The sequence below is a fragment of the Bradyrhizobium sp. LVM 105 genome (genome assembly GCF_003957705.1).
Classification (GTDB): domain Bacteria; phylum Pseudomonadota; class Alphaproteobacteria; order Rhizobiales; family Xanthobacteraceae; genus Bradyrhizobium; species Bradyrhizobium frederickii.
In genome coordinates, this window is sequence record NZ_QZMV01000001.1 from 405,041 (window position 1) to 418,151 (window position 13,111).

Here is a 13,111-nt window from a genome sequence, read left to right on the forward strand (position 1 = left end):
GGAAGACCATGAAGCTGCGCGACCTCCTGGGTCAGGATATTCTGGGCAATGATGCCGCGATCGAGCCCGCTGCCGCCGCGCTCGACGTGACCGGCCTTGCGCTCGACAGTCGCGCGGTCAAGCCGGGTGATGTCTTCTTCGCGCTGGCGGGCAGCAAGACCGACGGCGCGCGCTTCATCGATGCTGCGATTGCCGCAGGCGCCGTGGCCGTGGTCGGTGATCATGAGCCGGTTGCGAGCAGAGTGCCGTTCGTCCCCGTGGCCAATCCGCGCCGCGCGCTGGCGCTGGCCGCTGCAAACTTCTTCCCCGCCCAGCCGGCGACCATCGCGGCCGTGACCGGCACCAGCGGCAAGACCTCGGTCGCAGCCTTCACGCGCCAGATCTGGGAGCGGCTCGGGCATGCTTCCGCCAGCATCGGCACCATCGGCCTCGTCTCGCCCAAGCGCACCATCTATGGCTCGCTGACGACGCCGGATCCGATCGCGCTGCACCGGCAGATCGACGAGATCGCGCGTGAGGGCGTCACGCATCTTGCCTTCGAGGCATCGTCGCATGGGCTCGATCAGTATCGCCTTGATGGCGTGCGCGTCTCCGCGGCCGGCTTCACCAATCTGTCGCGCGACCACATGGATTACCATCCGACCGTCGCGCATTATCTCGCCGCGAAGCTCCGCCTGTTCCGCGAGCTCGTGTCCCCGGGCGGCGCGGCGGTGATCTCGGCCGATCATGATTGCTCGGCGGAAGCGATCGATGCTGCGAAGGCGCGCAGCCTGCGCGTGATGGCGGTCGGCCGCAACGGCGACGGGGCTGGCGAGGGTATCCGTCTCAGCGAGGCCGTGGTCGAGGGCTTCTCGCAACGGCTGACGCTCGAACATCGCGGCAAGCGCCATGCCATCCGGCTGCCGCTGGTCGGCGAATTCCAGATCGAGAACGCCCTGGTATCGGCCGGTCTTGCGATCGGCACGGGCAGCGATGCAGCCGAGGTGTTCGCAAGCCTGGAGCATCTCGAAGGCGCCAAAGGACGATTGGAGCGCGTCGGCGAGCGCAACGGCGCGCCGATCTTCGTCGACTATGCGCACAAGCCCGATGCGCTGGCGAAGGCGCTGCAGGCGCTGCGGCCCTATGCCAAGCGCCGGCTGGTGGTCGTGTTCGGCGCCGGCGGCGACCGCGATGCCGGTAAGCGTCCGATCATGGGCGAGATCGCGGCCGAGAACGCCGACGGCATCATCGTCACCGACGACAATCCGCGCAGCGAGAAGCCGGAAGCAATCCGCGCCGCGATCCTTGCGACCGCCAAGGGCGCCCGCGAGATCGGCGACCGCGCCGAGGCCATCCGCGCCGCGATCGAGGAATTGCAGGAGGGCGATGCGCTGCTCATCGCCGGCAAGGGCCACGAGACCGGGCAGATCGTGGGCGGAGAGGTCTTGCCCTTCAGTGATCACGAGGCGGTCGCCGCCGCATTAGCGTCGAGGGTTGCATGAGCGCGCCGATATGGACGGTTGCCGAAGTGGCGCGCGCGCTGGGCGCGGACGGATCGTTCCCGGACACCCCGATCGATTTCGTCACGCAGGATAGCCGCCTGGCGAAACCAGGCAGCCTGTTTGTGGCGCTGAGCGGCACGCCGAGCGGCGGCTTCGTCTCGGCCTTCGCCAGTGCGCGCGACGGTTGGGAATTCGCGGACAAGGCGGAAGCCTCCGGCGCGGTCGCGATGATCGTGCCGCACGAGATCGCCGGCATCCGCATTCCGCAGATCGTCGTCAAGGACACGCTGATCGACGGCCTCTGGGCCCTCGCACGCGCCGCGCGCGCGCGTTTCCACGGGCCGGTGATCGGGCTGACCGGCAGCGCGGGCAAGACCAGCACCAAGGAGTTTCTGGCGGCCTATCCGAACGCCTATGCCAGCCCCTCGAGCTTCAACAATTTCTGGGGTGTGCCGCTGACGCTGTGCAACGCGCGGCCCAATGCCAGCCTCTGGGTCGTCGAGATGGGCATGAACCAGAAAGGCGAGATCGCGCGGCTCAGCGAATTGACGCGGCCGACGGTGGCGCTGGTCGTCAACGTCCAGCCCGTGCATCTGGAAAAGCTCGGCTCGCTCGAAGCCATCAGGCACGAGAAAGTCTCGATCGCGCTCGGCCTGCCCGAGGACGGCGTGCTGGTGCTGCCTGCCGGGCTCAAGGCCTCGGAATGGAAAGGCAAGGTCGTGCGCTTCGGCGAGCATGCCGAGGTGCACGAGGTCGCACACGCGCCGCATGGCGAGAGCTGGCAGGTCGTGGCGATGATCGGCAAGAAGGAGATCGCCTTCAGCCTGACGCCGGGCGCGCCGCATCGCGTGCAGAATGCGCTGGCCGCGCTCGCCGCGATCCGCGCGGCCCATCTCGATCCGGCGACGCTCGCGATCAAGCTCGACCGCGTCGGCATCATGACCGGCCGCGGCGTCGAGCAGGCGGTCGGCGGCATCACCGTGATCGACGACAGCTTCAACGGCAATCCGGCCAGCGTTGCTGCCGCGTTGCAAAGCCTGCAGGCCCGCCATGTGACCGGCGGCCGCCGCATTGCGGTGCTCGGCGACATGCTGGAGCTCGGCGATGACGCGCCAGACTACCACACCGCCCTTGCCAAGCACCTCAACGGGATCGACGGCGTCTACTGCGTCGGCCCCCTGATGCGCCACCTCTACGATGTGCTGCCGTCAGGCAAGGGCCTCGGCTGGCACGACGATCCGGCCACGCTGAAGCCGGACGAGGTCGCAAATCTGCTGCAGGCAGGCGATGTGGTGGTTGTCAAGGGCAGCAAGAAGATGTTCTGGGTCAACAAGTTTGTGCCGGGCCTGGTGGCCGCCTTGCAGGCGAAGGCGTAAACTGCTTGGAAGGCGCCGTTCCCGAATCCCACCCTTGCGGCGCGAAGCCATCCGGTTTCCCCTGGGGGCGCGCGACCCATGATGAAGACCAGCGAATGCGCGTGAGGCACGTTGAAGCCAAGATCCAGGCCAAAACCGCGCGCATTGGCGCCATAGGACCGATTGAATGTTTTACTGGCTGATCGAGCTCTCCAACACATTTCCGGGCTTCGGTGCCGTTCGCACCTTCCTGAACGTCTTCCGCTACATCACCTTCCGCACCGGCGGCGCCGTCGTCACCGGCGCGCTGTTCGTGTTCCTGTTCGGGCCCTGGATCATCGACCATCTGCGCATCCGCCAGGGCAAAGGCCAGCCGATCCGGACCGACGGTCCGCAATCGCATCTCGCCAAGAAGGGCACGCCCACGATGGGCGGGCTGATGATCCTGTCCGGCCTCACCGTCGGCACCGTGCTGTGGGCCAATCCGCTCAACCCCTATGTCTGGATCGTGCTGGCGGTGACGCTCGGCTTCGGCTTCGTCGGCTTCTATGACGATTACCTCAAGGTGACCAAGCAGACCACGACCGGGTTCGGCAGCAAGCTTCGCCTCTTGATCGAGGCGGTGATCGCGCTGGTGGCCTGCTACGCGCTGGTGCGGCTGAACCGCGATCCCGCCTCGACCGCGCTGACGATCCCGTTCCTCAAGGACACCGTGCTGCATTTCGGCTGGTTCTTCGTGGTGTTCGGCGCCTTCGTCATCGTCGGTGCCGGCAATGCGGTGAATCTCACCGACGGCCTCGACGGCCTCGCCATCGTTCCGGTGATGATCGCGACCGCGAGCTTCGCGATGATCGCCTATCTCGCCGGCAATGCCGTGTTCGCCGACTATCTCCAGATCAAATATGTCGCCGGTACCGGCGAACTCGCGGTGCTCTGCGGCGCGCTGCTGGGTGCCGGCCTCGGCTTCCTCTGGTTCAACGCGCCGCCGGCCTCGATCTTCATGGGCGACACCGGCTCGCTCGCGCTCGGCGGCATGCTGGGCGCGATCGCGGTCGCGGTGAAGCACGAGATCGTGCTCGCGGTGATCGGCGGCCTGTTCGTGCTGGAGGCGGTCTCCGTCATCGTGCAGGTGGTGTCGTTCAAGCTGACGGGCAAGCGCATCTTCCGGATGGCGCCGATCCATCACCATTTCGAGCAGCTCGGCTGGACCGAGCCGCAGATCGTGATCCGCTTCTGGATCATCTCGGTGATGCTGGCGCTGGCCGGCCTGTCGACGCTGAAGCTGCGGTGATGGTCCAAGATCGTCATTCCGGACGACGCGGAGCGGCGATCCGGAATCTCGAGATTCCGGGTTCTCGCTTCGCGAGCCCCGGAATGACGGAGAAGAAATCATGATCCCGGTCACCTCCTTTGCCGGCAAGACCGTCGCGGTGTTCGGCCTCGGCGGCTCGGGGCTCGCCTCCTGCCACGCGCTGAAGGCCGGCGGCGCCGAGGTGATCGCCGCGGACGACAATGCCGAGAACGTCGCCAAGGCCGCGCAGGCTGGTTTCATCACCGCCGATCTGCGCAGCGTGTCCTGGGCGGATTTCGCAGCCCTCGTGCTGGCGCCCGGTGTGCCGCTGACTCATCCGGTGCCGCATTGGAGCGTGTTGAAGGCGCGCGAGGCGGGCTGCGAGGTGATCGGGGACATCGAGCTGTTCTGCCGCGAGCGGCGGCGCCATGCGCCGGACGCGCCGTTCGTCGCCATCACCGGCACCAACGGCAAGTCGACCACGACGGCGCTGATCGCGCATCTCACGAAGTTCGCCGGCTACGACACCCAGATGGGCGGCAATATCGGCACCGCCATCCTGTCGCTGGAGCCGCCGCGCATGGGCCGCGTCCACGTCATCGAGATGTCGTCCTACCAGATCGACCTCACGCCTTCGCTCGATCCCTCCGTCGGCATCCTGCTCAATGTCAGCGAGGACCATATCGATCGTCACGGCACCATCGAACATTATGCCGCTGTGAAGGAGCGCCTCGTTGCCGGCGTGCAGGACGGCGGCACCGCGATCGTGGGTGTCGACGACGGCTATTGCCGCGACATCGCCGACCGGCTCGACCGTGCCGGCAAGAACGTGGTGCGCATCTCCGTCAAGAACCCGCTGGCGTCAGGCATCCATGTCGAGCACGGCAATATCGTGCGCACCGCGGGCGGCGCCCGCAGCGAGGTCGCCGCGCTCGGCGGCATCGGTTCGCTGCGCGGCCAGCACAACGCGCAGAACGCGGCCTGCGCCGCCGCCGCCGCGCTCGCGATGGGCATCAGCTCGGAGGTGCTGCAGAACGGCCTGCGCAGCTTTCCCGGCCTTGCGCACCGCATGGAGCAGGTTGGCCGCCGCGGCAACGTGTTGTTCGTCAACGATTCCAAGGGCACCAACGCCGACGCCACCGCGCACGCGCTGTCCTCCTTTGCCGACATCTTCTGGATCGCGGGCGGCAAGCCCAAGGCCGGCGGCATCACCAGTTTGACTGGCTTCTTCCCGCGCATCCGGAAAGCCTATCTGATCGGCGAGGCCGCGCCGGAATTTTCCGGCACGCTCGGCGCGCAGGTGCCGCACGAGATCAGCCACACCCTCGACGTCGCCGTCGAGCACGCCGCGCGCGATGCGGAAGCCTCTGGCCTCAACGATGCCGTCGTGCTGCTCTCGCCCGCCTGCGCCTCCTTCGACCAGTACCGCAACTTCGAGATCCGCGGCACCAAGTTCCGCGAACTGGTGCAGGCGCTGCCGGGCGTGAAGCCGGTGGTGTAGGGCACACCGGGATTTCCACTGTCGTCGCCCGGCTTGACCGGGCGACCCAGTATTCCAGAGTCGGTTGTGATTGAACCGAGGGGCCGCGGCGTACTGGATGCCCCGGCCGAGCCGGGGCATGACACTGTGTCTCGCGGCGGCAGGGGAGATCATCTCCAAACATCCACGATTTCTTAACCCCCCGGTAACCAACCTCGGCGACCAATGGACGGACCTCTGTCCGAAAGCGGTCGCCCATGCTCTCCCGTGAAGAACGCACCCCCTTTTCCGAGTGGTGGTGGACCGTCGACAAGCCGCTGATGGGCGCCATCGTGGCGCTGATGCTGACCGGGGTGATCCTGTCGCTGGCGGCGAGCCCCCCGGTTGCGACCCGCATCGGGCTCGAGCCCTTCCACTTCTTCAGCCGCCACGTGCTGTTCCTGCTGCCGTCCTGCATCGTGCTGCTCGGGGTGTCCTTCCTGTCGCCGCGCGCGATCCGCCGCTCGGCCCTGATCATCTTCGCGGCCAGCATCGTCCTGATCGTGCTGACGCTCGCCATCGGCCCGGAGGTGAAGGGGTCGCGGCGCTGGATCACGCTGCTCGGCGTCAACATCCAGGCGTCCGAAATCGCAAAGCCGTCCTTCGTCGTGATCGCCGCCTGGCTGTTCGCGGAATCGACCAGGCGGCCAGAGATGCCGGCGACCACGATGGCGCTGGTGCTGCTCCTGATGCTGGTCGCGCTGCTGGTGATGGAGCCCGACTTCGGCCAGACCATGCTGGTCCTGATGGTGTGGGGCTCGCTGTTCTTCATCGCGGGCATGCGCATGATCTGGGTGTTCGGCCTCGCAGGTCTCGGCGCCGCCGGCCTGTTCAGCGCCTATCTGTTCGTCCCGCACGTGGCGGGGCGCATCAGGCGCTTCATGAACCCGGCCTCCGGCGACACCTTCCAGGTCGATACCGCCATGGAGGCCTTCTACAACGGCGGCTGGTTCGGGCTCGGACCGGGCGAGGGCATCGCCAAGCGCAGCCTGCCGGACAGCCACACCGACTTCGTGTTCGCGGTCGCCGCCGAGGAGTTCGGCATCATCCTGTGCCTGGCCATGCTGGCGCTGTTCGCCTTCGTCGTGATCCGCACGCTGTCGCGCGCCTATGCCAATGAGGACATGTTCTCGCGCTTCGCCGCCTCGGGTCTTGCGATTCTGTTCGGCGTGCAGGCGGCGATCAACATGTCGGTCAACCTCCAGCTCATCCCCGCCAAAGGCATGACGCTGCCGTTCATCTCCTATGGCGGCTCCTCGATCGTGTCGCTCGCCTATGGCGTCGGCATGATGCTGGCGCTGACGCGGCTGCGCCCGCGCACCGAGGTCGAAGCCAGCGGCCACGCCGAGGCGATGCGCAGCTACGCCTAGCTCGTCATTGCGAGGAGCGAAGCGACGAAGCAATCCAGGCTGTCTCCGCGGAGGGATTCTGGATTACTTCGCTACGCTCGCAATGACGGAGGATAGGCTGTAAAACCCCCCTCACCATGGACAACTCCCCCCTGATTCTTCTCGCCGCGGGCGGCACCGGCGGCCATCTGTTTCCGGCCGAGGCGCTCGGTGTCGAATTGATCCGGCGCGGCTATCGCGTCCGCCTCGTCACCGACGAGCGCGCGCTGCGCTACAGCGGGCTGTTCAGCAAGGACATGATCGACGTCGTGGCAAGCGAGACCGCGCGCGGCCGCAATCCGCTGCAGCTCGCCTATGCCGGCCTGACGCTCGCGGCCGGCACGCTGTCGGCCTACGCCCTGATCAAGCGCTTGAAGCCCGTCGCGGTCGTCGGCTTCGGCGGCTATCCGACGCTGCCGCCGCTGGTCGCGGCGAAATTCGCCGGCGTGCCCGGGATCATCCACGACGCCAACGCGGTGCTCGGCCGCGCCAACCGGTTCCTGTCGAGCCGCGTCCGCGCCATCGCAACCTCCTTGCCCGGCGTGCTCGACCGCGATCCCGCGCTGGCGGGCAAGACCACGACCGTCGGCACGCCGATGCGGCCGGCGATCCTCGCGGCCGCGGCGGTGAAATATGCCGCGCCCGAGGTGAACGGCCCGCTGCGCCTGCTCGTCGTCGGCGGCAGCCAGGGCGCGCGCATCATGGCCGACATCGTGCCCGGTGCGATCGAGCGGCTCGAGCCTGCGCTATGGAGCCGCCTCGTCCTCACCCAGCAGGTGCGCGAAGAGGACATGAGCCGCGTGCGCGCCGTCTACGACAAGCTCAAGATCAAGGCCGAGCTCGCACCGTTCTTCACCGATTTGCCGGCGCGGCTCGCCTCCAACCACCTTGTGGTATCGCGCTCCGGCGCCGGCACGGTGGCCGAGCTCGCGGCGATCGGCCGGCCCTCGATCCTGGTGCCGTTGCCGGGCTCGATCGACCAGGACCAGTTCGCCAATGCCGGCGTGCTGGTCAAGGTCGATGGCGCGATCCGCATCCCGCAGACCGAGTTCACGTCCGACCGGTTGGCGTCGGAAATCTCCGGTCTGGCCGCCGAGCCCGCGCGCCTTACCGTCATGGCTGCGGCCGCGAAGGGGGCAGGGCGACTCGATGCGGCCGAGAGGCTTGCGGACCTCGTGATGAAGACCGCCGGAATTTAGCTTCCGCGCCGTTCAAGCTTGCACATGGGTCGCTCGGCTCGATGGTCGCACGCGCGGCACGTTCGTGCCCGGCGGAGGATTTGTTGGTGGCAGGCCTGCTGATTCACTCCCTCGCGGAGTTTTCCGATCTGGTCCTCGAGGCGCTCATGCTCGCGGATGCGCGCGAGATCGTCGAGATCGGCTCGGAATATGGTGGCATGTCGCCTTTTCTTGCCGCGCATTGTCGTGGGCGCGGCGGCCGCCTCACCGCCATAGATCCCGCGCCGAAGCACGAATTCATGGAGTGGCTGAAGATCAGTCCGGACGTTCGCCATCTTGCAAAAACGAGCCTGGAGGCGTTCGCCGATGTCGACGAAGCCGATGCCTGGGTCGTCGATGGCGATCACAACTGGTACACGGTCTACAACGAGCTCGGCCACATCGATGCGATCAGCCGTCGCGCCGGCAAGCCGCTTCTGGTCTTTGTGCACGACATCGGCTGGCCGTGTGGGCGGCGCGATTTCTACTATGCGCCCGAGCGAATTCCGCCCGAATATCGCCATGCCTACAGCTTCGACGCCGGCGCGGTTCCCGGTCAGGCAGCCCTCGTCAAAGGGCGCGGCTTTCGCGGCATGGGCCAGTTCGCGTTTGCCGAGGTCTCCGGCGGTGCGCGCAACGGCGTGATGACGGCGATCGACGACTTTCTGGCCGAGGCGCTCAGGGGCGGCCGCGAGCTCGGCTTTGCAGAGGTCCCGGCCGTATTCGGGCTCGGCGTGATCTTCGATCTGGACGCGTCGTGGAGCGCGCCGCTCGCCGATCTACTGTTGCCGTATCATCAGAACAAGCTCATTGGCGCGCTCGAGGCCAATCGCCTGCGCAACTATCTTCGCGTGCTCGATCTCCAGGATGAGGCGGCCGCGCGAACCGGCTCCCTCTGACCGAAGCGGCGACTTGGGTCCCCGTGCTCCGAGCGCGGGCCTCGCGGTCCGCGAAACCGGCCAAAATGGGGCATCCAAGCGGGAAATTACCTCGTTTGGAGGCCGCACCGGGCTTGTCCCGATCCGCCCGGTCTTGCATGAAGTGGAGGAGATTCGCCGCTGGCCGGCCACGACAGGGGCGATGTTGCGGCCGCAGCCGGAATAGACAGAGATACAGCCATGAGATTGCCGCGCGAGATCGGACCCATCCACTTCGTCGGGATCGGCGGGATCGGCATGAGCGGGATCGCCGAGGTGCTGGTCAATCTCGGCTATGCCGTGCAGGGCTCGGACGCTTCCGACAATTATAATCTCGACCGTCTGCGCAAGAAGGGTGCGAAGGTCTCGGTCGGCCACAAGGCCGAGAATGTCGACGGCGCCGAGGTGGTCGTGGTCTCCACCGCGATCAAGCGCGACAATCCGGAACTGATGGCGGCGCGCGAACGTCGCATTCCCGTGGTGCGCCGCGCCGAGATGCTGGCCGAGCTGATGCGGCTGAAGAGCTGCGTCGCCATCGCCGGCACCCACGGCAAGACCACCACGACGACGATGGTTGCAACGCTGCTCGACGCCGGCGGGCTCGATCCCACCGTCATCAACGGCGGCATCATCAACGCCTACGGCTCCAACGCGCGTCTAGGCGCCGGCGACTGGATGGTGGTGGAGGCCGACGAGAGCGACGGCACGTTCCTGAAGCTGCCGACCGATGTCGCGATCGTCACCAATGTCGACCCCGAGCATCTCGACCACTTCAAGACCTTCGAGGCCGTGCAGGACGCCTTCCGCCATTTCGTCGAGAACCTGCCGTTCTACGGCTTTGCCGTGATGTGCATCGATCATCCCGTGGTGCAGAGTCTCGTCGGCAAGATCGAGGATCGCCGCATCATCACCTACGGCGAGAATCCGCAGGCCGATGCGCGGCTGGTCGATCTCACCGCGGGCGGCGGCGGCTCGAAGTTCAAGGTCGTGATCCGCGACCGCAAGGCCGGCACCATGCACGAGATCGCCGATCTCGCGCTGCCGATGCCGGGCCGGCACAACGCCTCCAACGCGACGGCGGCGATTGCGGTCGCGCATGCGCTCGGTGTGTCGGACGAGGCGATCCGCACGGCGATGGCCGGCTTCGGCGGCGTCAAGCGCCGCTTCACCAAGACCGGCGAGTGGAACGGCGTCACTGTCATCGACGATTACGGCCATCACCCCGTGGAGATCGCAGCCGTGCTGAAAGCGGCGCGCGATTCCTACACCGGCAAGGTGATCGCCGTGGTGCAGCCGCATCGTTACACCCGTCTGCAATCGCTGTTCGAGGAATTCTGCACCTGCTTCAACGACGCCGACGCGGTGATCGTGGCCGACGTCTATGCCGCCGGCGAAGCGCCGATCGAGGGCATCGACCGCGACCATTTCGTCGAAGGTCTGCGCGCGCATGGGCATCGCGAGGTGATCCCGCTGCCGGCGGCTTCGGACCTCGCGGCCATCGTCAAGGGACTGGCAAAGTCCGGCGATCTCGTCGTGTGCCTCGGGGCCGGCAACATCACGCAATGGGCGTATGCGCTACCGGGCGAATTGAAGGCGTTGGGGTGATCGAGCGAATGTCGCGTCATCGTCGAGCACCGCCCGTGTGGCTACCCCCCTCCCTACCCTCGAGGCGAGCGAAGCTCGCTCTCGAGGTTGGGGAGAGGGGTAGCCACAAACTCCGACTTCGCTTGGGGCTTGCGGCATGACCTTCCCCGACATCACGCCCGAACTCAAAGCCGCGATGCCAGACTTGCGCGGCCGGCTGCTCGCCAACCAGTCGCTCGCCGAGCTCACCTGGTTTCGCGTCGGCGGCCCGGCGCAAGCGCTGTTCACGCCGGCGGACGAGGACGATCTCGCTTACTTCCTCGCGCATCTTTCTCCCGACATCCCGGTCTATGTCGTCGGCGTCGGCTCCAACCTCATCGTGCGCGACGGCGGCATCGCGGGAATCGTGATCCGCCTGGCGCCGCGCGGCTTTGGTGAGGTGAGCGCGAGCGGCGATGTCGTCACCGCGGGCGCGGCCGCACTCGACAAGCGGGTGGCGGAGGTGGCGGCCTCCGCCAATATCGGCGGGCTCGAATTCTACTTCGGCATTCCCGGCACGATCGGCGGCGCCTTGCGCATGAACGCGGGCGCCAATGGCGGCGAGACCAAGGACGTGCTGATCGAAGCGAGAGGTGTGGGGCGCGACGGCACCAAGCACGTGTTCTCCAATGCCGACATGAAATTTGTCTACCGCAACAGCGGCGTCGATCCTTCCATCATCTTCACCTCCGCGCGCTTTCGCGGTGAGATCAGGGACACGGAGGCGATCCGCGCGCGCATGGCGGAGGTGCAAAGCCATCGCGAAACCGCGCAGCCGATCCGCGAGAAGACCGGCGGCTCGACCTTCAAGAATCCGCCGGGCCATTCCGCCTGGAAGCTGGTCGACGCCGCCGGCTGCCGGGGCCTGCGTGTCGGCGGCGCGCAGGTCTCGGAGATGCACTGCAATTTCCTGATCAATACCGGCGATGCCACCGCGCACGACATCGAGACGCTGGGCGAGACGGTGCGCGAACGGGTGAAGGCAAATTCCGGAATTGAGCTACATTGGGAAATCAAGCGGATCGGGGTTTCATGATCACCGTCGTTCCGGGGCTCGCGAAAACCGGAATCCATTGGGCCGCAGAGCCGGTGGAGAAATGGATTCCGGGCTCGCGACTTCGTCGCGCCCCGGAATGACGAAATAGAGAGATTTCGGGCTATGACCATGCGCATCACCATCCTCTTCGGCGGCTCCAACCGGGAACGTCTGGTCTCGGTTGCCTCGGCCCAGGCGCTGCATCTGGCGCTGCCCGAGGCTGATCTCTGGTGGTGGGACGTCGAGGACCAGGTGCATGTCGTGCAGTCCAAGCAACTGCTCGAACATGCTCGCCCCTTCGAGGACGAGTTCAAGCCGGGTACATCGGGCATTGCGCTGGAGCAGGCGCTCGACCAGGCCAAGGCCGAGGGGCGCGTGCTGGTGCTCGGTCTGCATGGCGGGCGTGCCGAGAACGGCGAATTGCAGGTGATGTGCGAGGCGCGCGGCGTGCCCTTCACCGGCTCGGGCTCGGCCTCCTCGCATCTTGCCTTCGACAAGTTCGCGGCCAAGCGGTTTGCCGCGCTCGGCGGCGTGACGCCGCCGGCAAACATTGCGCTCGACAATATCGACGAGGCCTTTGCCGAATACGGCAGGCTGATCGCAAAGCCGGCGCGCGACGGCTCGAGCTACGGCCTGATCTTCGTCAACGCCAAGCAGGATCTCGTCGCCGTCCGGAACGCGGCCAAGCACGAAGATTATGTCATCGAGCCCTACATCGCCGGCGTCGAGGCGACCTGCGGTGTGCTGGAGCGCACCGATGGCTCCATCATGGCGCTGCCGCCGATCGAGATCATTCCGGGCGAGGGCAATTTCGATTACGCCGCAAAATATCTCCTGAAGTCGACCCAGGAGATCTGCCCCGGCCGTTTCGCGCCCGAGATCACCGCTGCGCTGAAGGCGCAGGCGATGCTGGCGCACCGCGCGATGTCCTGCACCGGCTATTCCCGGTCGGACTTCATCGTCTCGGACAAGGGCCTGGTCTATCTCGAGACCAACACGCTGCCCGGGCTGACCAAGTCCTCGCTCTACCCCAAGGCGCTGAAAGCCGAGGGCATCGCATTCGTCGACTTCCTGCGCGACCTGGTGGAGCTCGCGGAGCGGGGCGTGCGGAAATAATTAGGACTGGTTAACGGCCGGATCGGCGAAACGGGCCGGTTTGGCGCCCAAAACCGGTAAAATGCCGGATATCGCGGCATAACAGCCTCACATAACGGGGCAAAATGCGCACGTCGTTAACGAATTTTACCTTTTGTTTACCAGGACGTCCGAAGGTTAACGCTGGCG

General features: G+C 66.5%; 10 protein-coding genes. All 10 read left to right on the top strand.

Annotated elements, in window-relative coordinates:
• Positions 1–8 precede the first annotated feature (8 nt).
• Positions 9–1,481: a UDP-N-acetylmuramoyl-L-alanyl-D-glutamate--2,6-diaminopimelate ligase gene (locus D6B98_RS01990; protein WP_126255266.1), complete on the top strand. Its 1,473-nt coding sequence runs from the start codon at positions 9–11 to the stop codon at positions 1,479–1,481.
• Positions 1,478–2,857 carry a UDP-N-acetylmuramoyl-tripeptide--D-alanyl-D-alanine ligase gene (locus D6B98_RS01995; protein ID WP_126255267.1) on the top strand — a complete coding sequence of 460 codons (1,380 nt, stop codon included), beginning with the start codon at positions 1,478–1,480 and terminating at the stop codon, positions 2,855–2,857. Before D6B98_RS01990 ends, D6B98_RS01995 begins: the two co-directional genes overlap by 4 nt.
• 166 nt (positions 2,858–3,023) lie before the next feature.
• A complete protein-coding gene (gene mraY, locus D6B98_RS02000) occupies positions 3,024–4,127 on the top strand; it encodes a phospho-N-acetylmuramoyl-pentapeptide-transferase (RefSeq protein ID WP_024339539.1) in 1,104 nt (367 codons plus the stop codon).
• Between the two features lie 100 nt (positions 4,128–4,227).
• On the top strand, positions 4,228–5,628 hold the full coding sequence (gene murD, locus D6B98_RS02005) for a UDP-N-acetylmuramoyl-L-alanine--D-glutamate ligase (RefSeq protein ID WP_126255268.1): 1,401 nt from the start codon (positions 4,228–4,230) through the stop codon (positions 5,626–5,628).
• A gap of 236 nt (positions 5,629–5,864) precedes the next feature.
• The gene (gene ftsW, locus D6B98_RS02010; protein ID WP_126255269.1) at positions 5,865–7,016 is read left to right on the top strand and encodes a putative lipid II flippase FtsW; all 1,152 of its coding nucleotides are present in this window, start codon (positions 5,865–5,867) and stop codon (positions 7,014–7,016) included.
• Between the two features lie 116 nt (positions 7,017–7,132).
• Positions 7,133–8,233: an undecaprenyldiphospho-muramoylpentapeptide beta-N-acetylglucosaminyltransferase gene (murG, locus tag D6B98_RS02015; protein ID WP_126255270.1), complete on the top strand. Its 1,101-nt coding sequence runs from the start codon at positions 7,133–7,135 to the stop codon at positions 8,231–8,233.
• Between the two features lie 86 nt (positions 8,234–8,319).
• The gene (locus D6B98_RS02020) at positions 8,320–9,150 is read left to right on the top strand and encodes a class I SAM-dependent methyltransferase (protein ID WP_126255271.1); all 831 of its coding nucleotides are present in this window, start codon (positions 8,320–8,322) and stop codon (positions 9,148–9,150) included.
• A 219-nt stretch (positions 9,151–9,369) separates the two neighbouring features.
• On the top strand, positions 9,370–10,773 hold the full coding sequence (gene murC / locus D6B98_RS02025) for a UDP-N-acetylmuramate--L-alanine ligase (RefSeq protein WP_126255272.1): 1,404 nt from the start codon (positions 9,370–9,372) through the stop codon (positions 10,771–10,773).
• Between the two features lie 136 nt (positions 10,774–10,909).
• Positions 10,910–11,827, top strand: coding sequence for a UDP-N-acetylmuramate dehydrogenase (murB, locus tag D6B98_RS02030; protein ID WP_126255273.1), 918 nt, complete (start codon positions 10,910–10,912; stop codon positions 11,825–11,827).
• Positions 11,828–11,956: 129 nt separating this feature from the next.
• On the top strand, positions 11,957–12,943 hold the full coding sequence (locus tag D6B98_RS02035; protein WP_164718399.1) for a D-alanine--D-alanine ligase family protein: 987 nt from the start codon (positions 11,957–11,959) through the stop codon (positions 12,941–12,943).
• The last annotated feature ends 168 nt before the right edge of the window (positions 12,944–13,111 follow it).

Excerpts from the sequence above, each read along its gene's own strand:
- murB (WP_126255273.1), top strand. The coding sequence starts at position 10,910 with ATGACCTTCCCCGACATCACGCCCGAACTCAAAGCCGCGATGCCAGAC.
- ftsW (WP_126255269.1), top strand. The coding sequence starts at position 5,865 with ATGCTCTCCCGTGAAGAACGCACCCCCTTTTCCGAGTGGTGGTGGACC.
- D6B98_RS01995 (WP_126255267.1), top strand. The coding sequence starts at position 1,478 with ATGAGCGCGCCGATATGGACGGTTGCCGAAGTGGCGCGCGCGCTGGGC.
- D6B98_RS01990 (WP_126255266.1), top strand. The coding sequence starts at position 9 with ATGAAGCTGCGCGACCTCCTGGGTCAGGATATTCTGGGCAATGATGCC.
- D6B98_RS02035 (WP_164718399.1), top strand. The coding sequence starts at position 11,957 with ATGCGCATCACCATCCTCTTCGGCGGCTCCAACCGGGAACGTCTGGTC.
- murC (WP_126255272.1), top strand. The coding sequence starts at position 9,370 with ATGAGATTGCCGCGCGAGATCGGACCCATCCACTTCGTCGGGATCGGC.
- murG (WP_126255270.1), top strand. The coding sequence starts at position 7,133 with ATGGACAACTCCCCCCTGATTCTTCTCGCCGCGGGCGGCACCGGCGGC.
- mraY (WP_024339539.1), top strand. The coding sequence starts at position 3,024 with ATGTTTTACTGGCTGATCGAGCTCTCCAACACATTTCCGGGCTTCGGT.
- murD (WP_126255268.1), top strand. The coding sequence starts at position 4,228 with ATGATCCCGGTCACCTCCTTTGCCGGCAAGACCGTCGCGGTGTTCGGC.